The sequence below is a fragment of the Herbiconiux oxytropis genome (assembly GCF_024979315.1).
Classification (GTDB): domain Bacteria; phylum Actinomycetota; class Actinomycetes; order Actinomycetales; family Microbacteriaceae; genus Herbiconiux; species Herbiconiux oxytropis.
The window spans coordinates 176,286-199,254 of record NZ_JANLCK010000006.1 but is presented as its reverse complement, the minus strand read 5'-3'; the positions used below and the strand labels follow the sequence as shown (position 1 = coordinate 199,254).

Below are 22,969 nucleotides of genomic sequence, written 5' to 3'. Positions count from 1 at the left end.
GGACACAGCAGCGCCGGGATCAGCTCTTCGCTACCGGTGGAGTGTTCGCCGGAGTCTGAAGTCGACCCTGGGAGGGGTTCAGTTGAAGCAACGGCGGCCGGAGCGACCGACAATCCGGCGAGGACGGTGGTGACGACCGCCGCGAGGGCGAGCCCGTGGACCGGACGCCGAGCGAATGCGAGGTGGAACATGTGGTCCTGACTGTGGAGCGGCGGAACAAGCGGTGGAACGGATCGCAGCGAGCTGCTGTCTTCAGCAACCAGCACTACCGTCCCAGGGCGATAGCGGTTCGGGGCGTATCCGCTCGAGCGAGGGGCCTGGCCGGCCGGACTTCGTGGGCGATGTCCGGCCGGGCGGGCCCTCGGATCAGCAGGGCTTGAGCTGGTCGATCGAGGCGCCGAGGGTGGAGAGACCGCCGAGGACGACGACGTTCTTGGGGTGCACCCGGACGATCTCCTGGAGGACCTGGGCGGGGACGCACGAGTTCTGCACGAGGTAGATGGGCGCGCTGTTCGCTCCTGCCACCGGCGCCGCGCTGAGCGCGTCGGCGAAGGCGACTCCGCTGGCGAGGTAGACCGTCTTGGCCGTCTCGAAGGCCTCGTGGTTGATGGCCACCGCCGCCTGGTAACGATCCGCTCCGGCCGCTCGAGTGACCGAGTAGAGGTCGGTGCCGAGCTGCTCCTGGATGCCCTCGCTGACCGAGGCCGGTCCGCCCGCGATACGGACGGTCACGGCGCGCATGCTCGCGAGCAGGTCGAGGGTGCTGTCGCCGACCGCGGGCTTCGTGCCATCGACGAGCAGGACCGGGCCGTTGACCGAGATGGCCGCAGGCGATGCTGCGAGGGCGTCGGGGAATGTCGCCCCGGCTGCCAGGTAGACCGTGGCCGCTGTCGGCACACCGTGATCGGCGTCGGCGATCAGCCCCCGCGAGACCTCGTAGCGATCTGCACCGGCGATGCGTTTCACCTCTACTCCGGACACGGCTGCCTTCACCGCGTCGACGATGCCCGCCGAGACGGAGGCGGTGCCGCCGGCGATGACGACCGTCTTGGGTGCCAGACGGGCGATCTCGGCCTTCGTGACCGCAGGGAGGGTGGCCGCACGCGTGAGCAGGAGCGGTGCTCCGTGCACGCCGGCGACCGAGCCTGCGCTCAGCGCGTCGCTGAACTTCTCACCGCTGGCGAGGTAGAGCACGTCGAGGCCACCGCTCGGCACGGTGGGGAACCCGCTCTTCGTGACCTGCACGGCCTGGTCGTAACGATCGGTGCCCTGGATGCGGGTGGGAGTCGGTGCCGCGTCGACCGTGATGGTGCACGCCACGCTCTTCATCGGGAAGTCGGTGTAGGTGGCCTCGATGGTGAACATCGAGACTCCCGTGGCTGTGGGCGTGCCTGAGAAGACGCCGTCGACGAGCGTGACACCCGCGGGCAGCGTGCCGCTCGAGATGCGGGTGGAGGCGTGCGGGTCGGGCTCCGGGAGTGCCGTGGCGGGCACGATCTCGATGCCGCGGAAGGCCGTGGCCTGGGGGCACACAGGATCCATGGAGGCGGCCGAGGCGGCGCCCGCCGGCCCGAGCAGGCCTGCTGAGAGCACTGCGGCGGTGAGCAGGGAGGAAGCGATGAGGGTGGGCCGGATGGCCGGCCGGGAAACGGAGGAAGTGCTCACGTCGGGTCTCTTTCGACAGCGGGTGGATGGGACTCTCGTATCCTCATGCCGTGGTCGCCGGCATCGTTATGAGTACTTCGTACTCACGGGGAGGCGGCGCCGAGGGCTGGACGCAGTTCTCCACAGACGCAGAAGGAGCCCGTCGCACGACGGGCTCCTTCACGGCCGATGCTGCAGCGAATCAGTCGAGTCCGCAGGGCGTCAGCGACGTCACACCGGCCCCGAGCGTCGCAGGACCACCGAGCGTGTAGACCGTCGTCGGAGCGAGCCGGCCGATCTCGAAGTACACCTCGTTCGTGAGGCACCCCGGGGTCGTGACGTAGAGCGGGCTCTTCTCGATACCGGCGACCACTCCCCCGCTCAAAGCGTCGGCGAAGGCCGTGCCGCTCGCGAGGTAGAGGTCGGGCGCTGCAGCGAAGATGCCCTTGTTGACGGCCACCCCCGCCTGGTAGCGATCGACACCGGCCAGACGCACGGTGTCGAAGCTCTCCGAGATGCTCGCCTCCATCGCTGCAGACACGGAGGCCGTGCCACCCGCGATGACGACGTCGGCCACCCCGAGGAAGTCGAGCACGGCGAGGTCTGCCGGATCGAGGGACGTCGCCGTTCCGTCGACGAGCAGCACCGGCGAACCCGCAGCGGCTGCAGCCGGAGTGGAGGTGAGTGCATCCGGGAACGTGCGGCCGGTCACCACGAAGGCCTGCTCGCTGCCGCCCGTGCCGTAGCCGAACTCCGGATGCGACACGAGCGCGCGCGACACCGCGTAGCGGTCGGCTCCGCCGATGCGGGTGATGGTCGCGGTGGTGCGACTGTCGATCCGGTCGTGGACCGCTTTCGAGACCGAGGCCTCGCCGCCCACGATGACCACGTCATCCGGAGCGAGTCGCGCGATCTCGTCGAGCACCGCATCCGGGATCGTGTCGGCACGCGTGAGGAGCAGGGGCGCCTCGTGGTGGGCGGCGAGGGAGCCTGCGCTCAGGGCGTCGGGATACTTCGCTCCGCTGGCGATGTAGACGGTCTTCGCCGATGTGAACTCCAGCTTCGACACCGCGACGGCCTGGTCGTACCGGTCGGTGCCCGCGATGTTCTGGACGACGGGAGCCTTGCGCACGTCGATCGTGCACGGGATGCTCTCGGTCGTGCCGCTGCCACTCGTGGCGGACAGGGTGAACGAAGCCGTCTGCACCGTGGTGGGATCGCCGACCAGATGCGGAGCCTCTCCGCGGTTGGACAACGACACCCCAGCCGGAAGCGCTCCGGCAGTGATGGAGACCGTGGCTTCCGCTGACGCGAGCGGCGTGAAGTCGATGGGGAAGCCGACGGCGCCGACCGAGCTCGGACAACTGGGCGCGGCGACGGCGGCCTGCGACGCAACGGCAGGCTGCAGGAACACGACAGCCGTGAGAGCTGCGGCCGCCACAGCGGGCGCGGCGACAGGTCGGATGGGGGACGAGAACGAAGGCTTCATGGATCCTCGAAACGGGAACGGACAGATCCTTCATCGTCTTCCGCCCGACGCCCCCGGTGTGAGGAGCAATTGCTACTCACGAAACGACGAAAGGGCCCGCCCGAAGGCGAGCCCTTTCGGGGAAGCTGCGACTAGATCGCGTTGACGTCGAGCGGGATGCCCGGGCCGAACGTGGTCGAGACGGCGCCCTTCTGGATGTAGCGGCCCTTCGAGGAGCTCGGCTTGAGACGCACGACCTCTTCGAGCGCTGCGGCGATGTTCTCGTCGAGCTGCTCGGGGGTGAACGCGGCCTTGCCCACGACGAAGTGCACGTTGGCGTGCTTGTCGACGCGGAACTCGATCTTTCCGCCCTTGATCTCGTTGACGGCCTTCGCGACATCCGGGGTCACGGTGCCGGTCTTCGGGTTGGGCATGAGGCCACGCGGGCCGAGCACCTTTCCGAGACGACCGACCTTGCCCATGAGCTCGGGGGTCGAGACCGCGGAGTCGAACGAGGTGTAGCCGCCGGCCACCTTCTCGATCAGCTCGTCGCCACCGACCTCGTCGGCGCCGGCTGCGAGAGCAGCCTCGGCCGCGGGGCCCGTCGCGAACACGATGACGCGGGCGGTCTTGCCCGTGCCGTGGGGGAGGATGACGGTTCCACGGACCATCTGGTCTGCCTTGCGCGGGTCGACCCCGAGCTTCAGCGCGACCTCGACGGTGCTGTCGAACTTGGCCGAGCCGGTCTCGCGAGCGAGCTGCACGGCTTCGGACGGGGTGTAGTACTTGCCGGCTTCGATCTTCTCGGCCGCGGCCCGGTAGGCCTTTGACTTCTGTGCCATGTTCCTGCCGCCCTTACGCTTCGACCGTGATGCCCATGGAACGGGCAGTACCGGCGATGATCTTCTCTGCCGCTTCGATGTCGTTGGCGTTCAGGTCGGCCTGCTTCTGCTCGGCGATCTGACGCACCTGCTCACGGGTGAGCTTCGCGACCTTGACGGTGTGCGGGGTCGAGGAGCCCTTGGCGACTCCGGCCGCCTTCTTGATGAGCTCCGCCGCCGGCGGGGTCTTCAGGATGAAGGTGAACGAGCGGTCTTCGTAGACCGTGATCTCGACGGGGATGACGTTGCCGCGCTGCGACTCGGTCGCCGCGTTGTACGCCTTGCAGAACTCCATGATGTTCACGCCGTGCTGACCCAGCGCCGGCCCGATGGGCGGAGCGGGGTTGGCGGCGCCGGCGTTGATCTGAAGCTTGATCAGACCTGTGACCTTCTTCTTCGGTGCCATGTTCTTCTCTTTTCTCTTCGAACCGGCCCTTGTGACCGGCTCTCCCGACATCCGGCTGGATGCGGTGGCATAGGGGGAGCTGTGTGTCGCCCGGAGGACGAACGGTGGAAACTACAGCTTGGTGACCTGGTCGAACGACAGCTCGACCGGGGTCTCGCGCTCGAAGAGCGAGACGAGCACGGTGAGCTTGCCGCTCTCGGGCTTGATCTCGCTGATCGAACCGGGCAGGCCCGCGAACGAGCCCTCCTTGATGGTGATGGTCTCGCCGACCTCGAAGTCGACCTCGGCCGGAACGGTGCGCTGCACGGCCTTGCCGCCCTTGCCTCCGCCCGCCTTGGCAGGAGCGACCTCGGCCACCTCGACGAGCGACTTCAGCATGTTGAAGGCCTCCTCGAAGCGGAGGGGCGTGGGGTTGTGCGAGTTGCCCACGAAGCCCGTGACACCGGGGGTGTGACGCACGACCGACCAGCTGTCCTCGTTGAGGAACATGCGGACGAGGACGTAGCCGGGGATGCGCACGCGGGTGACGAGCTTGCGCTGGCCGTTCTTGATCTCGACGACGTCTTCCATCGGCACCTCGACCTGGAAGACGAAGTCCTCCATGCCCATCGAGGTCTTGCGGCTCTCGATGTTCGATTTCACGCGCTTCTCGAAGCCGGCGTAGGAGTGGATGACGTACCACTTGCCGGGGAGGGTGCGGAGCTCGGCGCGGAACGCGTCGTACGGATCCGCCTCGACCTCTTCGACTTCGGCGTCATCAGCGGCGTCCGACTCGTCGGGGCTGGAAGCCTCGCTGGAGTCGGAAGCCTCGTCGGAGGCGTCCTCAGCCGCCACGACCTCTTCGATCGCGGCCTCGGCCGCAGCCTCGTCGGCGGGCGCGAGCTCGGCCTCGTCGTCTTCGAGCACGTCGAGCACCGCGGCGGCCTCGTCGAACGAGTCGATGTTCAGCGCGTCGTCGACCACGGCATCCGCTTCGGGGTCGGCCGGAGCATCGATGGCCTCGAGGAGGGCGTCGAGGTCGGCCGGGACGCCGGCTTCATCGGGCTTTGAGTCAGACAATGAGTTCGCTTCCACTTCTTGTTCTTAGGGGCGCGGGGGTGATCGGGCGCGGTTCAGCCACGAGAGCGGCCGGAGCCGCCGGGACTACTCGCCGAAGGTGACGACGGCGAGCCAGCCGAACAGCGTGTCGAGCCCCACCACGATCGCCATCATGATGACCACGAAGATCAGCACGACCAGCGTGTAGCTCAGCAGTTCGCGACGAGTCGGCGTGACCACCTTCTTGAGTTCGCCGAACACCTGCTTGATGAACAGCACGATGCGAGCGAAGGGGTTGCGCCCTGCCCGCTCTTTCCGGGCGTTCTCGACGATCTCCTCGGAAGGTTCGTCGATTACTTTTCGTGCCACCGTGTCAGTACCTTTCACAAGCCGGGCTCACGCGAGCCGGTGCAGGGCGGACAGGACTCGAACCTGCAACCTGCGGTTTTGGAGACCGCTGCTCTACCAATTGAGCCACCGCCCTATGTGCTGAACGATCAGCACCGGCTGAAACCGCGTCACTTCGCTACACTCACTGCAAGGGCTGGGCCGCATCCAGGCATAGAAAAGCTTGGCGGATTTCAACCACCGAAAGACAGTGTAAGTCACATCCGGTGGGCATGCAAAGGCGAGGGGAACGGGGAAGCGGATGCGCACAGGCGCCTTCAGGATCGGGTTCATCGCGACCCTCGGCGGACTCATGGCGATCGCCCTCGGTTTCGCGTTCGTGCAGCTGTCGACCGTGGTGATCTGCATCCTCGCCTCGTTGTTCCTCGCGCTCGGACTCGATCCGCTCGTGCGCTGGCTCACCAGGCGGAGGATCCCGCGCGGTTGGTCGATCGTGATCGTCTTCGTCATCGTGATCGCGTTCGCCGTGCTGGTGTTCTTCCTGGTCATCCCCGCGGTCGTCGACCAGGTCACCGAGCTCATCGCCAACCTGCCAGGGGCCGTGAGCTCGCTCACCCAGCAGACCTGGTTCACGGATGTCTTCGGCACCTCGGTCGACACCAAGAAGCTCGTGGGCGACCTCGAGTCGTTCCTGTCTGATCCGGGCAATCTCGCGGCCCTCGGCGGCGGCGTCCTGAAGATCGGCGTGGCCCTGGTCAACGGCATCTCGGGCGGGCTGCTCGTGCTCGTGCTGACGCTGTTCTTCCTCGGTTCGCTCGACGCCGTGAAGAACAGCTTCTACGTGCTCGTGCCGCTCTCGCGCCGCGAGGGGGTCGTGTCGATCACCGACCAGATCGTGCGCTCGATCGGCAAGTACGTGAGCGGGCAGGTGATCCTGGCCGGCACGAACGGCGTCTTCGGCTTCATCGCGATGATGCTGGCGGGCGTCCCCTACGCCGGAGCCCTCGCCGTGGTCGCGTTCCTGCTCGCCCTCATCCCACTCGTCGGCACGATCATCAGCGCCGTGATCGTGACCTTCTTCGCCCTCACGGTCTCGCCCCTGACCGCGATCATCATCGGCATCTACTTCCTCGTCTACATGCAGGTCGAGGCGTACGTGTTCAGCCCGCGGATCATGAACAAGGCCGTCGACGTCCCCGGGATCCTCGTGGTGATCGGCGCCCTCGTGGGTGGCACGCTGCTCGGGGTGCTCGGGGCGCTCATCGCGGTGCCGGTCGTGGCGTCCGTGCTCATCATCGTGAAGCAGGTCGTGGTGCCCAAGCAGGCCGCGCGATGACCGACGTCATCAGCGCCCCCACGCTCGCCACGAGCGCCCTCGCACTGCTCACCATCTCGAACCCCATCGGCAGCCTGCCGATCTTCCTCAATCTCACCAAGGACTTCGACAGGGCCAGACAACGCCGCATCGGCATCCTGGTGGGGCTCGCCGTGTTCGCGGTGCTCACGGTGTCGCTCCTGGCCGGCAAGCTCATCCTCGAGGGCTTCGGCATCGACCTGACCTCGTTCCGCATAGCGGGCAACCTGCTCGTGGCCTCGATCGGCTGGGCGATGCTCACGGCGAAGGCCAACGTCGTCACGGTCGCCGACAACCAGTCGCCCGTGGTCGTGCCGCTCGCCATCCCTCTCATCGCGGGGCCCGGTGCGATCAGCCTCGTCATCACGTTCGCGGAGAACTACCCGAGCCTGATCGATCTCGCGGCCGGAGTGCTCGTGAACCTCGGCGTGGCGCTCGTGATCGCCGTCGCGCTGTTCTTCGCGCCCCAGGTCGCCCGCGTGGTGAAGCCCACGGGCATGAGCATCGTGACCCGGATCTTCGGCCTGCTCCTCCTCTCCATCGCCATCCAGTCCATCCTCGGCGCCGTCTCAGACGCATTCCCGGTGCTGACTTCCTGAACGGGTAGCCTTGTGGCGTGACCGACCAGCTGCCCCGCATCTCGCACCGAATCGCCTCCATCGCCGAATCGGCGACCCTCAAGGTCGACGCCAAGGCCAAGAGCCTGCAGGCTGCAGGCCGGCCGGTCATCAGCTACGCCGCCGGAGAGCCCGACTTCCCGACGCCGCCGCACATCGTCGAGGCGGCATCCGCGGCGGTGCTCGACCCGAAGAACCACCGCTACACCCCAGCGGCCGGGCTCCCGGAGCTCCGCGAGGCGATCGCCGCGAAGACGCTGCGCGACAGCGGCGTGGAGGTGTCTCCGGCCCAGGTGATCGTGACCAACGGCGGCAAGCAGGCGGTCTACCAGTCGTTCGCGACGCTGCTCGACCCGGGCGACGAGGTGCTCGTTCCGACGCCGTTCTGGACCACATACCCCGAGGCCATCCGGCTCGCCGGCGGCGTGCCCGTGGAGGTCTTCGCCGGCAGCGACCAGGACTACCTCGTGACCGTGGAGCAGCTCGAGGCCGCCCGCACGCCGCGCACGAAGGTGCTGCTGTTCGTGTCGCCCTCGAACCCGACCGGTGCCGTGTACTCGCCGGAGCAGACGAAGGAGATCGGTGAGTGGGCCGATGCCCACGGCCTCTGGGTGATCAGCGACGAGATCTACCAGAACCTCGTCTACGACGGCGTGGAGGCCGTGTCGATCGTGGCGGCCGTTCCCGCTCTCGCCGACCGCACGCTGCTCGTGAACGGCGTGGCCAAGACCTACGCGATGACCGGATGGCGGGTCGGCTGGATGGTCGGGCCCCTGGATGCCATCAAGGCCGCCTCGAACCTTCAGTCGCACCTGTCGTCGAACGTGTCGAACGTGTCGCAGCGGGCGGCGATCGCCGCGCTCAACGGTCCGCAGGACACCGTGGAGACGATGCGCTCGACCTACGACCGCCGGCGGCGGCTGATCGTCGACGGGCTCAACGCCATCGACGGCGTGCGCACGCCGCTGCCGCAGGGCGCGTTCTACGTGTACCCGGATGTGACGGGGCTGCTGGGGCGCACCTGGGGCGGCGTGACGCCGACGACCTCGCTCGAGCTCGCCGACCTGATCCTCGAACAGGTCGAGGTGGCCACCGTGCCCGGCGAGGCGTTCGGGCCGAGCGGGTTCCTGCGGCTCTCCTACGCGCTCGGCGACGACGCGCTGGCCGAGGGTGTGGCACGGCTGCAGCGGCTCTTCGGCTGAACGGCGGGCGCTCCGGCTCCGGCGAGGGCAGGGCGCGGGGCTGTGGGTTCGGAACTGCAATCGTGGTGAGGATCGGGGCACTCTGGAGCTCGGTCGTCTCGTGAATTGCGCTTTCGAACGGGATTCGTGAGTCATCTTCAGTTGAAGGGCTTGGCCGAGTAGAGTTTCGCTCATGTTCTCGGCATGGCGATGGGTTCGCGGCGCGGCGACCGTCGCGGCTGCCCTCGCGGCTGCCGCGACCGCAGCCGCGGTGGTCGTGGGTGGCGTGGCGGGCGCCGCACCGGCCTGGGCGGCTCCGGCTCCCACCGTCACGTCGGCACCGGCGGAAGGATCGGTCGCGGTGGCGGGCCCCGACGGGTTCGGGGTGGTGCTGGCCGGGACCTCGGCGCCCGGCACGGTCGTGGAGGTGACGATGCCGGTGGAGGGGGACGGATATCCCCTCTGCCTCGTGGCCGTGGAGCCCGACGGCAGCTGGGTCTGCCCGATCGACGTCGCGCCGAGCTCGCCCGGGCCCGCGACCGTGTCGAACGGTGTCGACGTCGGAGCCCCGGATGTGACGGTGCTCGACTTCGGTCTGCTCAACCCGCCCACGGTGGAGACGGACCCCGGGAGCACCGACACGATCACGCCCACGATGACGATCGAGGATCCGACCCAGGAGATCCGCGGCACGGGCGTGCCGTTCAACCTCGTGACGGTGCAGTTGAACGACGGCAGCGGATGCTCGACGACCGTCGGCCCCGACGGCGCCTGGAGCTGCCTGCTGACGGCGCTGCCGACCGGCCCCGGCCCGTACTCGCTCGTGGCCTCGCAGGCCTTCCCGACGGCTCCGGACGCGACCGCGACGACGCCGCCGATCGTGTTCGCGCTCGAGGCGCCGACGATCGTGGATCCGGGACCGGGGCCAAGGCCTGGTCCTGGACCGGAACCCTGGCCCGGGTCGGAACCGGGGAGCGGGCCTGGCCCGGTGCCTGGCCCTGTGCCGGGCACCGGCTCGGAACCCGGGACGGCTCCCGGCGCACCGCCAGCGGCCACTCCCCCGTCGGGATCCGGTGCAGGTGGCGGACAGGGGAGCACGACGCACCCTCGGGTGGATGGAGACGGGGAGGACCTCCAGCTCGGCGAGGTGGACGGTCACGGCATCTCGGCCGGCTCGGCGGACGGTTCCGGATCGGCGGACGAGTCCGGATCGGCGGACGGTTCCGGATCGGCGAGCGCCGGCAGCGCCCGGCCTGTCGCGACGGCTGGAGGACCCCAGGTGTCCGGCGTCGGTTCGGATGGGCAGGGCGGATCCGCCGAGGGTTCGTCGACTCCCGACTCCGCGGCCCGTGCCGAGGGGAGGACTGGTGGATCGGCGGCCGGTGCGGCGGACGGCTCGACAGCGGCCTCCGGAGCGGGGAGTGCGAGCCCGGGACCGTCGGCGTTCTCGTCGGCGCTGGCGACGGCGGGTGACGTCGTGCGGAAGGGCGCGGCGGGACTGATGTTCCTGGGTGTGCTCGTGGCGGCCGCGGTGGTTCTCGTGATGGTGCCGGGCGGGGTGCTGGAGGCGACGATCCACGAGAACTCCGAGCGCATCCGGAGGAGTGCACCCGTGCGGGGCCTCGCGGCGGGGGCGGCAAAGGTGGCGGCGGGGGCGGCTGCGGCGCGGCGGGTGCTCTGGCGAGGGGGCCGCAAGCCGGCCGCGGGCACACCGCCCCCCAGGTCGGCAGAGCACAGGTCGGCAGAGCACAGGCCGGCAGAGCACAGGCCGGCAGAGCACAGGCCGGCAGGGCACAGGTCGGCCGCCCACAGGCCGGCGGCGCGGAGGTCGGCGGCGGGCGTCGCCGTGGTGCTGGGGGTGGGCGCCGTGGCAGCGGCGGGGGTGTCGCCCGAGGCGGGAGCGAACGCGGCGACCCTGGGGCTCGTGCTGGCGTTCTTCGGCGCAGGCGTCGCGATGGGGGTCGTGGGCGTCGGAGCAGCCGTCGTGGTGGGGAGGAGGCACGGACTGCACGGGGCACCGTTCGGGAGACCTGTCGCGCTGCTGCTCACCATCGCGAGCGTGGGGGTGTCGCGGGCCGCAGGGCTCGATCCCGGATTCGGGTTCGGTGCACTCGTCGGGGTGCAGTTCGTGGTCGCGGCGCCCTCGAGCCCGCGCCGCTCCGCAGTGAGCGGGCACGTGGCGGCCCGGCTCGCGGTGGTGGGCGCCGCGGTCTCGGTGGGGCTCGGGCTCGCAGCCTGGGTGGCGCAGGGAGCACTGCGGCCGGCCGTGGCCCTGCAGCCCGACCTCGCGGGGGTGCTCGTGCTCGATCTGCTGACGGCCGTCACGGTGGGGGCGCTCAGCGGGCCCGTGGTGTCTCTGCTGCCGGTGAGGTTCCTCGACGGGCGCGCCGTGTTCGAGCACTCCAAGCGGCTGTGGGCGCTCTGCTGGAGCGGTGTCGCCCTCGTGTTCGGCCTGGTGCTCCTTCCGGTGCCGGAGGCCTGGAACGAGGTGGGCGGCGCACTCGTGCCGTGGCTCGCGGGATTCGCCGCGTTCGCGGTGCTCACCGCGGCCGTCTGGGCCTGGTTCCGCTTCGTGCCCGCCCCGGGCGCCGCGCCGGATGCGACACCCGAAGCGGGGCCGGATGCCGCGCGCGAAGCAGTCCTCGGAGCAGCGCCCGATCAGCGCAGCAGCCGCGCCACCTCGCGGGACACCGGCAGCCTCAGCAGGTGATCGGCCCGCGCGATCTCGTGCAGGGTCACGTGGTGCATCGAGCCGAACCGCTCGAGGCTGCCTGGCACGATCACCTGGTCGCGCGACCCCCACACGACATCCACGGGTGCGCGCACCTGCGCGAGATCGGTGGTGGTGGTCTGCACCTCGATGCAGTGCTCGAGCGAGCGGGAGAAGGCCTGCCACGAGGCGTCGTCGATCGCGAGGGCGCCGCCCGGCATCCACCTCGAGAAGCGCCCCGCGTTGTTCACGATCGTGAGCCGGTTGTCGCGCACGAACCGGTAGAACCAGAGGTAGCCGCCCACGCGCATCCGGTGACCGAGGGCGTCGAGGTAGCGGCGGTGCGGGTAGACCGGTGGCGCCACGAGCACGAGGTGCGCGACCTGGCGGTGGTGCACGGCGGCATAGCGCGCCGACACGAGCGCACCCAGGCTGTGCCCCACGAGGGTGAAGCGGCCCCGCAGGTGCAACGCCCGCAGGGTCTTGTGCAGCGCCTCCACGTGCTCGTCGAGGGTGAAGCGGATGTGCTCGCCGGCGCGCGACCCGCCGAAGCCGAGGAGGTCGATCGCGATCACGCGGTAGAGCGGTGAGACGAGGGGCACGAGGTGGCGCCAGCTCGCCGACGACGATGCGATGCCGTGCAGGAGCACGACGACCGGGCCCTCCCCCATGTCGACGGCCACGTGCAGCGCGGGCACCTCGGTCTGCCGGCGCCCCACCCTCTCGAACAGGCTCATCGCATCCACCCTCCGTGATAGTTGAGGATACATCAGATGGTGTTCACGGTCGTCTCCCCCGATCGGGGGATGGAGCCCTCCTCCACCCGCCCGCTGGCGCGTCGGCCGCCGAGCCGCGAGCATGGAGCCATGTCCAGCACCTCCCCCGCCATCTCGGTCCATGACCTCCACAAGCGATACGGGGGCTTCACGGCCGTCGACGGCGTGAGCTTCGAGATCGCCCACGGCGAGACCTTCGCGCTGCTCGGCCCGAACGGCGCGGGCAAGAGCACGACGGTCGAGATCCTCGAGGGCTACCGCGACCGCTCGGGAGGCGAGGTGACGGTGCTGGGGGTCGACCCGCGTCGCGCCACGCTCGAGTGGAAGGCGAGGCTCGGCATCGTGCTGCAGCAGACCGGTGAGAGCGGCAACGTCACCGTGCGGGAGCAGCTCGCCCACTTCGCGAGCCTGTACCCGCAGCCGCGCGATGTCGCCGAGGTGATCGCCGCCGTGGGGCTCGAGGAGAAGGCCGGGACCCGTATCAAGGCGCTCTCGGGCGGGCAGCGGCGGCGCGTCGACGTGGCGCTCGGGATCATCGGGCGGCCGGAGGTGCTGTTCCTCGACGAGCCCACGACGGGCTTCGACCCCGAGGCCCGTCGGCAGTTCTGGGAGCTCATCCGCTCGCTCTCGCGCGAGGGCACGACCATCGTGCTCACCACCCACTATCTCGACGAGGCCGCGCAGCTGAGCGACCGCGCGGCCGTGATCGCGGGCGGCCGGCTCATCGACATGGGGGCCGTGAACGAACTGGGGCCGGCGGATGCCCGCATCCCGATCGTGCGCTGGCGGAGCGCGACAGGGCGGCACGAGGAGCGCACCGAGGAGCCCGCCGCGCTCGTGAGCCGGCTCACCGCCGAGTTCGGCGAGCTCGCCGAGCTCGAGGTCATCCGCCCTTCCCTGGAGGACGTCTACCTCGGGCTCGTCGAAGCCGCCGAGGCACGAGAGGAGGCCGCAGCATGACCGCCCGCGATCTCGCCGCCCTCCCCGCCGGCGCTCCACCCGCCCGGCGCTTCGGCCCCGGCCGCACCCTCCGCCTCGGTCTTGCGCGCATCGCCTACGAGACGCGCCTGTACTTCCGCGCCGGAGACACCGTCTTCTTCACCTTCCTCTTCCCGGTCGTGCTGCTGAGCATCTTCTCGGTGGCCTTCGGCTCGCTCGGCGAGGTGGGCGCGGGCCCCGACGGCACCGGCGGCATCTCGCAGGCCGCGTACTACCTGCCCGGCATGATCGCCGCCGGCATCCTGCTGAGCGGGGTGCAGAACCTCGGGGTCGACATCGCGATGGAGCGCGGAGACGGCACGCTGAAGCGCCTCGCGGGCACTCCCCTTCCGGTGTTGTCGTACTTCATCGGCAAGCTCGGCCAGGTGTTCGTGACCTCGCTCGCGCAGGTCGCGCTCCTGCTGCTGCTCGCCCAGCTGGCCTTCGGGGTCGATCTGCCGACCGATCCGGCCAGCTGGTTCACCTTCGCCTGGGTGTACCTCGTGGGCATCGTGACCGCCGCGGTGCTCGGCATCGCCATCTCGCGACTGCCCCGCAGCGGCAAGAGCGCGACCGCCGTGATCATCCCGCCGCTGATCGTGCTGCAGTTCATCTCGGGCGTCTTCCTGAGCTTCACGATGCTGCCCGGGTGGCTGCAGGCGATCGCGAGCGTGTTCCCGCTCAAGTGGATCGCACAGGGCATGCGGGCAGCCCTCCTGCCGGAGTCGTTCGCCGTGGCGGAGCCCGGCGGGGAGTGGAACCTGCCGCTCGTGGCGATCGTGCTCGGCATCTGGCTCGTGGCGGGGCTGGTCGTCTGCAAGGTGACGTTCCGATGGATCCGGAAGGACACCTGAGCGCCGGGCCGGGCGCGTGGCGACAGACCGGCCGCGTGGCGACGGGCCGCGAGGGGCATGATGGGGCGGGAGGATCGGGGGCGGTGCGGGTGAGCGGGAACCGGTGGTGGCACGTCGTTGTCCTCGGTGCCGTGTTCCTCGTGGGCGCTCTCGTGGCGGTGACGGCGACCGCCGAACCATGGATGAAGCCGGCCGCCCTCAGCCTGCTCGCGGCCTTCGCCGTGTTCTACGCAGCAGTGGGCCGGCGCGGTCTCGACGAAAAGCGCTGGCGCCTACCGCTCGCGGCCACCCTCGTCGTGACCATCGCCGTCGGCACCGCGTTCTCCCCCAACATGGCCGTGCTGCAGTGCATCGGGTTCCCGCTGCTCTGGCTGCTCGTGCCGAGCCCGCGGCTGGGCAGGCCCATCGTGGCCTGCGCCGTGCTGTCCGTCGGCACCGCGCTCGGCTTCTTCGTGAGCTTCGGCGGGGGGATCGACGCGCTCATGCAGGCGGTGGTGATCGAGGGCGTCTCGCTCGGGCTGGGTGTGGGGATCGGGGTCTGGTTCACGCTCGCGCTGCGGAAGGGCGACGAGAACACCCGGCTCCTGGCCGAGCTCACCGCGGCGCAGGACCAACTGGCCGCCCTGCACCGCGAGGCGGGGGCGGGAGCCGAGCGCGAACGGCTCGCCCTCGATCTGCACGACACGATCGCCCAGAACCTCACGAGCGTGGTGATGCTCGCACAGCGCGGTCGGAAGCGCGCCGGCCCTGCGGTGCGAGCCGACTTCGAACTCATCGAGGAGGTGGCGCGCGAGGCCCTGACCGAGACCAGGTCCCTGGTGGCCGCGAGCGCCCCCGTGCCCGTCGACGGCGGTCTTGCGAACGCGCTCGACCGGCTCGTGACGGCCTTCGAGCGGGAGACCCGCATCCGGATCGCCACGCGCTTCGAGGAGGTGGGGCCGCTCCCCCGCGACCACGAGGTCGTGCTGCTGCGCTCGGCCCAGGAGGCTCTCGCCAACGTGCGGAAGCACTCCCGCGCGGAGCACGCGCGGCTCACCCTCGTGCACACGGGCTCGGGCGGCGATCGGCAGCTCGTCCTCACCGTGCAGGACGACGGCCGGGGGCTCGGCGACGACGTGCCCCCCTCGAGCGGCTTCGGGCTCGAAGGGATGCGGCAGCGGCTCGCCCTCGTGGGCGGCACCCTGAAGGTGGCGGGAGTCGTGGGCGGTGGCACCGTACTGGTGGCGGCCATCGCCGCCGCGGAGCCAGCACGACAGGAAGAGAGCGGGACATGACTGACGGCACCGAGAGCATCCGGGTGCTGGTGGTCGACGACCATCCGATCGTGCGCAGCGGCATCGTGGCGCTGCTCGAGAGCGCCGACGGCATCGAGGTGGCGGGCGAGGCCGCCGACGGCCTCACGGCCATCGAGCGCGCGGCCGAGCTCCGACCCGATGTCGTGCTCATGGACCTTCGGCTGCCGGGCCTCGGCGGCGAGCAGGCGACCGCCCGCATCATCGAGCGCGATCCCGGCATCCGGGTGCTCGTGCTCACGACCTACGAGACCGACGAGAACATCCTCGAGTCGATCGAGGCCGGTGCGAGCGGCTACTTGCTGAAGGCCGCGCCCGAGGAGGAGATCCTCGCCGGAGTGCGCTCGGTCGCGGCCGGCCACACCGTGCTGGCCCCCTCGATCGCCACGAAGCTCGTCGAGCGGATGCGCAGTGCGCCCGCGAGCCGGCCCTCGCTCAGCGCCCGCGAGCTCCAGGTGCTCACGCAGGTGGCGGCGGGCCGCAGCAATCCCGAGATCGGCCGGGCCCTGTTCATCGGTGAGGCGACCGTGAAGACGCACCTGCAGCACATCTTCGAGAAGCTCGAGGTCTCCGACCGCACCCGCGCCGTGACGAAGGCGATGGAGCTTCGGCTGATCTGAGGCGCAGGCGGCGCCGGCCGGCCGCGTCGCTAGGCGTTCTCGCGCCGGAACGTGCGGGTGCCCACCCAGAGCCCCGCGGCGAAGAGCACGAGGGTCCAGACGACCCCCCACATGGTCGTGATCGTCCAGAAGTCGCCCGTGAACAGCTCGCGGATGGCGTTCACGATGTACTTCGTGGGCATGAAGTCGCTCACCACCTGCAGCCACTGCGGGCCGATGGTCATGGGCAGCAGGATGCCCGAGAGCAGCAGCACGGGCAGGGCGACGCTGTTGATCACGGGCGCCATGACGTCTTCGCTCTTCGTGGTGAGGGCGAGCGCGTTCGACGCCGCGGCGCACGCGGCGCCGAGGAGCACCGTGAGCACGAGACCGAGCGCCATGCCCGGCAGCGATCCGGTGAGGCCGAACAGGAACGCCAGCCCGATGAGCACGAGGCCCTGCACGAACAGCTGCAGCACGTCGCGCAGGATGCGCCCGAGCAGCAGGGCGGTGCGGCTGGCCGGCGTCACGCGCTCGGCCTCGATCACGCCCGCACGCCACTCGGCGATGAGCCCGAAACCTGCGAACAGCGCGCCGAAGAGCCCGAGCTGCACGAGGAGGCCTGGCACGAAGAGCGTGTAGGCGTTCTCGGCTCCGAGGGTGCCGGCCAGCGGCTCGAGCAGGGGGCCGAACAGGCACAGGTAGAGGATGGGCTGCACGAGCCCGATGATGACCCAGGCGGGGTTCCGCAGCGCCATCCGGAGCTGACGGCGGAAGACGATGGAGGTCTCTCTCCAGAACACGGGTCAGGCTCCTTGCTCGCGAAGGGAACGACCGGTGAGGTCGAGGAAGACGTCGTCGAGGGTGGGGCGGCGAACCTCGATCGAGTCGAGGTCGATGCCCGCGGCGTCGAGGCCGCGGATGAGGCCCGCGACCTCATGGCCGGCGCCGCGCACGCGAGCGCTCACGCCCGCCCCCGCCTGCGCGCCGGTCCCGGCTTGAGCAGCGGTCACCTCCACCTCGGTGTCGGCGATGCGGCCGAGCAGCTCGGCCGCCGCGGCCGCCTTCGACGCGTCGGCCACCACGAGCGAGACGAGGTCGCCCGCCACCTGCCGCTTCAGCGCATCCGGAGTGTCGCTCGCCACGATCGAGCCGTGGTCGATCACGAGGATGCGGTCGCAGAGCGCATCCGCCTCGTCGAGGTAGTGGGTGGTGAGGAAGATCGTGGCGCCGCGCCTCGTGCGGAGGTCGCTGATGTGGGTCCAGAGGTTGGCGCGGGCCTGCGGATCCAGGCCCGTGGTGGGCTCGTCGAGGAAGACCAGAGTGGGGTCGTGCACGAGGCCCATCGCGATGTCGAGGCGGCGGCGCTGGCCGCCCGACATGGCCTGGGGCTTGCGCTCCCAGAGGCCTTCGAGGTCGAGCTGCTCGAAGAGTTCGCGGCCGCGGCTCTCGGCCTGCTTCTGGCTGATGCCGTAGAGCATGCCGTGGTCCATGACCTCCTCGCCGGCGCGCGCCTCTGGCGAGGTCGATCCGCTCTGCGAGACGTAGCCGATGCTCCGGCGCACCTGCTGCGACTGGGTCGCCACGTCGAATCCGGCCACCGTGGCGCTGCCGGCCGTGGGCTTCAGCAGCGTGGTGAGCATGCGGAGCGTCGTGGTCTTGCCCGCGCCGTTCGGGCCGAGGAAGCCCACGATCTCGCCCTCCGCCACATCGATGTCGACGCCAGCGACGGCCTTCACCTCCTCTTTGGCCTTGCCCCGGCCTCGCCCCTCGAAGGTGCGCGCGAGCCCTCGTGCGTGGATCAACCGGTCTCCTCAGAAATGTGCTCAGGCGAGTGCACGAGCAGGAATGTGAACGATGTACACATTGCCGGATGGCGCGGGTGCGCGCAAGGGGTGGTTCAGAGGGTCACAGCTCGTGGGCGAGGAACACCGGCTCGGGCTGGAGCAGCACGCCGAACTCGGCGAGCACCCGGCCCTGCACGTAGCGGGCGAGCTCGGCGATGTCGGCGGCCCTGCCCCCGCCGCGCCCCGCCGCCGTGTTGACGAGGGCGAGGGTGTGCTTCGACGAGATCGCGGCCGTGGAGCCGGGCAGCGCGAAGCCCTTGCGGATGCCGGCGTGCTCGATGAGCCACGCGGCGCTGAGCTTGACGTGGTACTCGCGGAGTCGATCGCGCTCGTCGAGGGGCAGCCGGTCGCCGTCGAGCGAGACGCCCGTGCCCGCATCCGCCCCCGAGAGGTCGGCGAGCTCCGCGGCGCCGTCGAGCGGGATGACGACGGCGGGCTCCTCGGGCTCGACCTGCCATCGCGGGGCCGAGGCGGGCAGCGTGCGGGCGAAGTTCTCGGTGACGATGGGATTGGTGAAGAACGAGCCCGCGCTGAACGAGTCGGGATCGCCGGGGTCGAGCACCATGCCCTTCGAGGCCCGGAGGCCGAGCACGGCGTCACGCACGTCGCGGATGGGCAGTCGCCCGCCCACCTCCACGCCGAGCGTGGTCGCGAGCTGCGCGTAGGCGACGGGTGCGCTCAGCCCGCCCGCGGCATCCTGCAGCTCGAAGGTGACCGAGAGCACGATGCCGCGGAGGCCGCGCTTGAAGACGCTCGAGCGGTACGACAGCTCGAGCTCGTCGAGGGGCATGCGACGCACCTCGCCCGTGATCTCGTCGAGGAAGTCGAGCGAGACGATGGCGGAGGAGACCTCCTGGCCGTAAGCGCCGATGTTCTGGATGGGCGCGGCGCCGGTGCAACCGGGGATGCCCGAGAGCGCCTCGATGCCGCTCAGGCCGCGCTCGACGGTGTGCCGCACGAGGTCGTCCCACGGCTCGCCCGCCTGCACGCGGAGGCGCACGAGGCCCTCCGGCGCGGGGAGCTGAGCGATGCCGCGGGTGGCGATGCGGATGACCGTGCCGTCGAAGCCGTCGTCGCCCACCACCACGTTGGAGCCGCCGCCCAGCACGAACCAGTCGCCGCCCTCGGCCCAGGTCTCGCGCGCGAGCTCGAGGAGCCCCGGCTCGGTGGTGGCCGTGACGAGGCGGGTGGCCGGGCCGCCGACCCGGAGGGTGGTGAAGCCGGCGAGCGGCGCGTCGGACTCGGGGGCGCCAGGCTCGATCGGGCCGGACTGGGTCGGGCCGCTCATGGCAGCGTGACGCGCACCTGCGCCTTGCCGAGCACCGTCGCGCCCTCCACCGAGACCGTGAGGTCGACGCGCGCGGTGCCGGCCTCCTCGTCGAGCTGGGCGATCTTCGCCTCGACCGTGATCTCGGCCCCGGCGACCGGGTCGACCACGACCGGTCGCGTGAAGCGCACCTGGTAGTCGGCCACGAGCGCGGGGTCGCCGAGCCAGTCGACGACCGGCTGGATGGCGAGGCCCATCGTGAGCATGCCGTGCGCGAGCACGCCGGGCAGGCCCACCTCGGCCGCGATGTCGTCGCGGTAGTGGATGGCGTTGAAGTCGCCGGAGGCACCCGCGTAGCGCACGAGCGACTCGCGGGTGAGCGGGTAGGTGGCCTCGGCCACGATGTCGCCCACCTCGTACTCGTGCACGATCTCGAGGCCGGCGTGCGGATCGGCGCCGTGATCCTCGGAGCCGGCGGGGCTCAGGCCGAGGTCTTCGTGAGCGGCGGTCATGCGTCTCCCCTGACGACGAGGGTGGAGGTGGCGGTCACGACGTGCTCGCCGTCGATGTCGTGCACGGCGGTCTCGGCCGTGACCATCGCGTTGCCGCCGAGGGTCTTGATGCTCGTCACGCGGAGCTGCGCGGTGAGCTCGTCGCCCGCCACGATGGGGCGGGAGTAGCCGAACTGCTGCGACCCGTGCACCACGTGGGTGAGCTCGATGCCGGCGTCCTCCACCGCGAAGAGCTGGTCGAGGGTGAGCTGCTGCACCACGATGGCGAAGGTGGGGGGCGCCACGAGGTCGGGGTAGCCGGCGTTCCTGGCCGCCTCGACGCTCAGGTGCACCGGGTTCGAGGCGAAGACGGCACGGGAGAACTCACGCACCTTCTCGCGGCCGACCAGGTAGGGGGAGGTCTTCTCGAACTCGTGGTCGATGAGGTCGGGGTTCACTGGCACCCGTCCAGTCTACGGCGCGCCCTCCGCTAGGGTCGTGGGCGTGAGACTCGGAGTGCTCGACGTAGGTTCCAACACCGTCCATCTGATCGTGGTCGACGCGCATCCGGGGGCTCGGCCCGTGCCGATGGCGTCGCACAAGTCGGTGCTGCGGCTCATGCGCTACCTCGAGCCCGACGGCTCGATCAGCGACGAGGGCGTGGCCGCCATCGTGGCCGCGATCTCGGCCGCCACCGAGGTGGCGCAGCGGGAGGGCATCGACGAGCTGCTGCCGATGGCCACCTCGGCGCTCCGGGAGGCCGCCAACGGCGAGGCCGTGCTCGCGCACATCGCCGAGGCCACCGGCGTGACCCTGCGGGTGCTGACGGGCGAGGACGAGGGGCGGCTGACCTTCCTCGCCATCCGCCGCTGGTACGGCTGGTCGTCGGGCAACATCCTGCTCTTCGACATCGGCGGCGGCTCGCTCGAGATCGCGGCGGGGTCGGACGAGTTCCCCGACGTCGCCGTCTCGCTGCCCCTCGGCGCCGGCCGCACGACCGTGCAGTTCTTCCCCGACGACCCGCCCAGCCCTGCGCAGATGCTCGAGCTGCGCGCGCACTCGCGCGCCGTCATGCGGGCGGGTGCGCTGCCGCTGTTCGCCGCGCAGCCGGCCTACTCGCACGTGGTCGGCTCCTCGAAGACCATCCGCTCGCTCGCCCGGCTGGCGGGCTCGAGCAGGCCGAACCCCTCCGGCGGGGAGGACAGGGTGACGCTCCGGCGCTCCGAGCTGAAGGACTGGATCCCACGCCTCGGGCAGATGCCCGCGGAGGCGCGCCAAGCGCTGCCCGGCATCACCGCCGACCGAACCTTCCAGATCGTGGCGGGGGCCGTGGTGCTGCACTCGGCCATGAAGCTCTTCGACGTGGAGGAGCTCGAGGTGTCGCCGTGGGCGCTGCGCGAAGGCATCCTGTTGCGCTACCTCGACGGACTCTGACGCACACCTCCCGGCACGAGCGTCAGGGCAGGAGGGCCGGTTGCGCGGCGGCGAGCCGGAGCCGCCAGCTCACGAGCGCGAGGTCGAGGGCGGTGCGGCGCTCCCGGTTGTCGAGATCGAGCCCGCCGAGCAGCGACGCGATCCGCTCGAGCCGCCCGTAGAGGGTCTGCCGCCGGATGCCGAGCGTCTCGGCCGTGCGGGTCTTCGACAGGCCGGAGCCCAGGTAGGTGTCGAGGGTCATCACGAGCCCTGCTCCCGTGCGTGCGTCGTGCGCGAGGAGCGCTCCGAGCTGGCCGGTGACGAAGCTCTCGAGCGCCTCGTCGTCGACGAGCGAGACGAGCAGCTGGTAGAGCGCGAAGTCGGCGGCCAGCACCACGGTGGCCGATGGGGTGAGGCGCGCGGCGAGCGCCGCCGTCTCGCGGGCGCTCGGGAAGACGCTGACGAGAGCGGGCACGTCGTCGACCGGGCTGCCGGCGCTCACGATCACACCGCCGCCGACGGTCGAGCGGAGCTCGCCCTCGAGCTCCTCGGCGAACCGCGCGAGCGTGCGGCGGAGCTCGCGCGGGAGCGTGCTCACCCCGATCAGCACGTCGCCCTCGTGCTCGGCCACGAGCGCTGCACCGTAGACCCGGGGGGCCACCGCCCTCGCCGCGATCACGACGCTCGACGCGCTCGTGCGGGCGGCCCTCGGATGCACGCAGATCGCGATCGCCTTCTGGCCGGGACGCACCACGAGCCCGGCTCCCACCGCACGGGAGGCGAGCTCGCCCGTGGAGACGTAGCGGCCCGTGACCATGTCGCGGAGCAGGTCGGCGCCCGCCTGATGGCGGCTGACCGGAGCGCCGCCTGAACGGGACACCTCCACCGCCACGAGCGGCACCGCCACCTCGAGCACGGCACGGAGCGTCGCGGCCCCTGGCGACCCCGGCTCCGGTGCCGGCGCAGGGTGCAGCGAGAGACTCCCCCATGCCTCGCCACCCACGGTGACGACTGCGGTGTGCGGGTCGAACGGCATCCGGCCCTGCTCGCCGCCACCGCCGCCGGCCGGGTCCGGTGTGCGCTCGGCACCGGCCACGAGCTCGCCGGCGGTCGTGGTGAGCCCGGCAGGGCACCCGGCCGCCTCGCTCACGGCGCCGATGAAGGCGGCGAGACCCCGGTTCTCGGCGAGCGCCGCGAGCAGCTGCTCGCGCACGGCGGCCGCAGCCTGCAGTTCGGCGAGCTCGCCGCCGAGGATGCGGGAGTGGGCCGCCTCGGTGACCTCGATGAAGGGCACCACGCCGTGCAGCAGCACGAGCGGCAGCCCCACCCTGGCCGCCTCGGCGACGACCTCGGCGGGCACCTCGGGAAACGTGCGCCCGAGCTCGAGCACGAGGGCGGCGACGCCCACCCGCGCGAGGTCGGCGATGTAGCTGCGCCGCGCATCCGGTGACACGGCCACGAGGCCGAGACCCGTGGTGAGGAGCACCTCGCCGCCCTTCAAGAGCGGTGCGATCTCGAAGATCTCACTCGTGTGCACCCAGCGCACCGGCTGCGCCGCGATGGCCGCCGATCCGCTCACGACCTCGGGCCTGGCCCGGCGGAGCGAAGGGAGGTCGAGCAGGTCGGCCACGGTGAAGGGCATGGTTCACACCGTACAGACTGTCCGGTGTTTACGGCCGTGAAATGACGTTCTGCCCCTGGGTGAGTCGATCCAGCGGCCCCTAGTCTCGAAGGATTCCCCGCACCGCATCCACCGATGATTCCGAGAGGCACCCGATGATCCACGGTTTCCGCCCCCGCAGCAT

At 70.6% G+C, this 22,969-nt stretch carries 22 protein-coding genes and 1 tRNA gene; 9 read left to right on the top strand and 14 right to left on the bottom strand.

Features of this window, described 5'->3' with window-relative positions:
- Window positions 1-366 precede the first annotated feature (366 nt).
- The 7 genes from N1028_RS12720 to N1028_RS12690 form a co-directional block, all read right to left on the bottom strand.
- The gene (locus N1028_RS12720; RefSeq protein WP_259529537.1) at window positions 367-1,665 is read right to left on the bottom strand and encodes a cell wall-binding repeat-containing protein; all 1,299 of its coding nucleotides are present in this window, start codon (window positions 1,663-1,665) and stop codon (window positions 367-369) included.
- A gap of 181 nt (window positions 1,666-1,846) precedes the next feature.
- Window positions 1,847-3,133, bottom strand: coding sequence for a cell wall-binding repeat-containing protein (locus N1028_RS12715; RefSeq protein ID WP_259529536.1), 1,287 nt, complete (start codon window positions 3,131-3,133; stop codon window positions 1,847-1,849).
- A 131-nt stretch (window positions 3,134-3,264) separates the two neighbouring features.
- Complete coding sequence (gene rplA, locus N1028_RS12710; RefSeq protein ID WP_259529535.1) at window positions 3,265-3,954, bottom strand: 50S ribosomal protein L1; 690 nt, start codon at window positions 3,952-3,954, stop codon at window positions 3,265-3,267.
- 13 nt (window positions 3,955-3,967) lie between these two features.
- Window positions 3,968-4,399 (bottom strand): 50S ribosomal protein L11, encoded by a 432-nt coding sequence (gene rplK / locus N1028_RS12705; protein ID WP_259529534.1) that lies wholly within the window; start codon window positions 4,397-4,399, stop codon window positions 3,968-3,970.
- Between the two features lie 111 nt (window positions 4,400-4,510).
- On the bottom strand, window positions 4,511-5,458 hold the full coding sequence (nusG, locus tag N1028_RS12700) for a transcription termination/antitermination protein NusG (RefSeq protein WP_259529532.1): 948 nt from the start codon (window positions 5,456-5,458) through the stop codon (window positions 4,511-4,513).
- A gap of 84 nt (window positions 5,459-5,542) precedes the next feature.
- On the bottom strand, window positions 5,543-5,806 hold the full coding sequence (gene secE / locus N1028_RS12695; protein ID WP_259529527.1) for a preprotein translocase subunit SecE: 264 nt from the start codon (window positions 5,804-5,806) through the stop codon (window positions 5,543-5,545).
- A gap of 42 nt (window positions 5,807-5,848) precedes the next feature.
- Window positions 5,849-5,921 (bottom strand) — tRNA-Trp (locus N1028_RS12690).
- Between the two features lie 165 nt (window positions 5,922-6,086).
- Here N1028_RS12690 and N1028_RS12685 point away from each other — a divergent pair.
- The 4 genes from N1028_RS12685 to N1028_RS12670 all read left to right on the top strand — a co-directional run bounded on the left by N1028_RS12685 (window position 6,087) and on the right by N1028_RS12670 (window position 11,647).
- Entirely contained in the window at window positions 6,087-7,121 is a 1,035-nt protein-coding gene (locus N1028_RS12685) for an AI-2E family transporter (RefSeq protein ID WP_259529518.1), read from the top strand.
- The gene (locus N1028_RS12680; protein WP_259529516.1) at window positions 7,118-7,738 is read left to right on the top strand and encodes a MarC family protein; all 621 of its coding nucleotides are present in this window, start codon (window positions 7,118-7,120) and stop codon (window positions 7,736-7,738) included. The genes N1028_RS12685 and N1028_RS12680 overlap by 4 nt, the downstream gene beginning before the upstream one ends.
- A 17-nt stretch (window positions 7,739-7,755) precedes the next feature.
- Window positions 7,756-8,958, top strand: a complete 1,203-nt coding sequence (locus tag N1028_RS12675) for a pyridoxal phosphate-dependent aminotransferase (protein ID WP_259529510.1) — start codon at window positions 7,756-7,758, stop codon at window positions 8,956-8,958.
- A gap of 172 nt (window positions 8,959-9,130) precedes the next feature.
- Window positions 9,131-11,647, top strand: a complete 2,517-nt coding sequence (locus N1028_RS12670) for a hypothetical protein (RefSeq protein WP_259529508.1) — start codon at window positions 9,131-9,133, stop codon at window positions 11,645-11,647.
- On the opposite strand, the gene N1028_RS12665 is transcribed toward N1028_RS12670, so the two are convergent.
- Window positions 11,596-12,384, bottom strand: coding sequence for an alpha/beta fold hydrolase (locus N1028_RS12665; protein ID WP_259529507.1), 789 nt, complete (start codon window positions 12,382-12,384; stop codon window positions 11,596-11,598). The two genes, N1028_RS12670 and N1028_RS12665, sit on opposite strands and share 52 nt — an antisense overlap.
- 129 nt (window positions 12,385-12,513) lie before the next feature.
- On the opposite strand from N1028_RS12665, the gene N1028_RS12660 reads away from it, so the two are divergent.
- The 4 genes from N1028_RS12660 to N1028_RS12645 are packed head-to-tail and all read left to right on the top strand — an operon-like array spanning window position 12,514 to window position 16,167.
- Complete coding sequence (locus N1028_RS12660) at window positions 12,514-13,383, top strand: ABC transporter ATP-binding protein (protein WP_259529505.1); 870 nt, start codon at window positions 12,514-12,516, stop codon at window positions 13,381-13,383.
- A complete protein-coding gene (locus N1028_RS12655; RefSeq protein WP_259529503.1) occupies window positions 13,380-14,255 on the top strand; it encodes an ABC transporter permease in 876 nt (291 codons plus the stop codon). The genes N1028_RS12660 and N1028_RS12655 overlap by 4 nt, the downstream gene beginning before the upstream one ends.
- A complete protein-coding gene (locus N1028_RS12650; protein ID WP_259529497.1) occupies window positions 14,234-15,529 on the top strand; it encodes a sensor histidine kinase in 1,296 nt (431 codons plus the stop codon). The genes N1028_RS12655 and N1028_RS12650 overlap by 22 nt, the downstream gene beginning before the upstream one ends.
- Window positions 15,526-16,167: a response regulator gene (locus N1028_RS12645; protein WP_259529495.1), complete on the top strand. Its 642-nt coding sequence runs from the start codon at window positions 15,526-15,528 to the stop codon at window positions 16,165-16,167. Before N1028_RS12650 ends, N1028_RS12645 begins: the two co-directional genes overlap by 4 nt.
- A 29-nt stretch (window positions 16,168-16,196) precedes the next feature.
- Here the strand turns inward: N1028_RS12645 and N1028_RS12640 are convergent, their stop codons facing one another.
- From N1028_RS12640 to N1028_RS12620, 5 genes are all read right to left on the bottom strand, one after another.
- Window positions 16,197-16,949: an ABC transporter permease gene (locus N1028_RS12640; protein WP_259529493.1), complete on the bottom strand. Its 753-nt coding sequence runs from the start codon at window positions 16,947-16,949 to the stop codon at window positions 16,197-16,199.
- A gap of 3 nt (window positions 16,950-16,952) precedes the next feature.
- Entirely contained in the window at window positions 16,953-17,951 is a 999-nt protein-coding gene (locus tag N1028_RS12635) for an ATP-binding cassette domain-containing protein (protein WP_259529492.1), read from the bottom strand.
- Window positions 17,952-18,054: 103 nt separating this feature from the next.
- The gene (locus N1028_RS12630) at window positions 18,055-19,281 is read right to left on the bottom strand and encodes a UDP-N-acetylmuramate dehydrogenase (protein WP_259529490.1); all 1,227 of its coding nucleotides are present in this window, start codon (window positions 19,279-19,281) and stop codon (window positions 18,055-18,057) included.
- Window positions 19,278-19,772 carry a MaoC family dehydratase gene (locus N1028_RS12625; protein ID WP_375163410.1) on the bottom strand — a complete coding sequence of 165 codons (495 nt, stop codon included), beginning with the start codon at window positions 19,770-19,772 and terminating at the stop codon, window positions 19,278-19,280. The genes N1028_RS12630 and N1028_RS12625 overlap by 4 nt, the downstream gene beginning before the upstream one ends.
- Window positions 19,769-20,215, bottom strand: coding sequence for a MaoC family dehydratase N-terminal domain-containing protein (locus N1028_RS12620; protein ID WP_259529481.1), 447 nt, complete (start codon window positions 20,213-20,215; stop codon window positions 19,769-19,771). Before N1028_RS12620 ends, N1028_RS12625 begins: the two co-directional genes overlap by 4 nt.
- A gap of 40 nt (window positions 20,216-20,255) precedes the next feature.
- Here N1028_RS12620 and N1028_RS12615 point away from each other — a divergent pair, with 40 nt between their 5' ends.
- A complete protein-coding gene (locus N1028_RS12615; RefSeq protein ID WP_259529479.1) occupies window positions 20,256-21,185 on the top strand; it encodes a Ppx/GppA family phosphatase in 930 nt (309 codons plus the stop codon).
- A gap of 22 nt (window positions 21,186-21,207) precedes the next feature.
- Here N1028_RS12615 and N1028_RS12610 read toward each other — a convergent pair whose 3' ends face one another.
- On the bottom strand, window positions 21,208-22,806 hold the full coding sequence (locus N1028_RS12610; RefSeq protein ID WP_259529476.1) for a PucR family transcriptional regulator: 1,599 nt from the start codon (window positions 22,804-22,806) through the stop codon (window positions 21,208-21,210).
- Between the last annotated feature and the right edge of the window lie 163 nt (window positions 22,807-22,969).

What these genes read in the sequence shown, in the direction of transcription:
- N1028_RS12650 (WP_259529497.1), top strand. Translation starts at nt 14,234, where the DNA reads ATGGATCCGGAAGGACACCTGAGCGCCGGGCCGGGCGCGTGGCGACAG.
- N1028_RS12660 (WP_259529505.1), top strand. Translation starts at nt 12,514, where the DNA reads ATGTCCAGCACCTCCCCCGCCATCTCGGTCCATGACCTCCACAAGCGA.
- N1028_RS12630 (WP_259529490.1), bottom strand. Translation starts at nt 19,281, where the DNA reads ATGAGCGGCCCGACCCAGTCCGGCCCGATCGAGCCTGGCGCCCCCGAG.
- N1028_RS12610 (WP_259529476.1), bottom strand. Translation starts at nt 22,806, where the DNA reads ATGCCCTTCACCGTGGCCGACCTGCTCGACCTCCCTTCGCTCCGCCGG.
- rplK (WP_259529534.1), bottom strand. Translation starts at nt 4,399, where the DNA reads ATGGCACCGAAGAAGAAGGTCACAGGTCTGATCAAGCTTCAGATCAAC.
- N1028_RS12645 (WP_259529495.1), top strand. Translation starts at nt 15,526, where the DNA reads ATGACTGACGGCACCGAGAGCATCCGGGTGCTGGTGGTCGACGACCAT.
- N1028_RS12685 (WP_259529518.1), top strand. Translation starts at nt 6,087, where the DNA reads ATGCGCACAGGCGCCTTCAGGATCGGGTTCATCGCGACCCTCGGCGGA.
- N1028_RS12625 (WP_375163410.1), bottom strand. Translation starts at nt 19,772, where the DNA reads ATGACCGCCGCTCACGAAGACCTCGGCCTGAGCCCCGCCGGCTCCGAG.
- N1028_RS12655 (WP_259529503.1), top strand. Translation starts at nt 13,380, where the DNA reads ATGACCGCCCGCGATCTCGCCGCCCTCCCCGCCGGCGCTCCACCCGCC.
- N1028_RS12670 (WP_259529508.1), top strand. Translation starts at nt 9,131, where the DNA reads ATGTTCTCGGCATGGCGATGGGTTCGCGGCGCGGCGACCGTCGCGGCT.
- N1028_RS12680 (WP_259529516.1), top strand. Translation starts at nt 7,118, where the DNA reads ATGACCGACGTCATCAGCGCCCCCACGCTCGCCACGAGCGCCCTCGCA.
- rplA (WP_259529535.1), bottom strand. Translation starts at nt 3,954, where the DNA reads ATGGCACAGAAGTCAAAGGCCTACCGGGCCGCGGCCGAGAAGATCGAA.
- N1028_RS12665 (WP_259529507.1), bottom strand. Translation starts at nt 12,384, where the DNA reads ATGAGCCTGTTCGAGAGGGTGGGGCGCCGGCAGACCGAGGTGCCCGCG.
- N1028_RS12715 (WP_259529536.1), bottom strand. Translation starts at nt 3,133, where the DNA reads ATGAAGCCTTCGTTCTCGTCCCCCATCCGACCTGTCGCCGCGCCCGCT.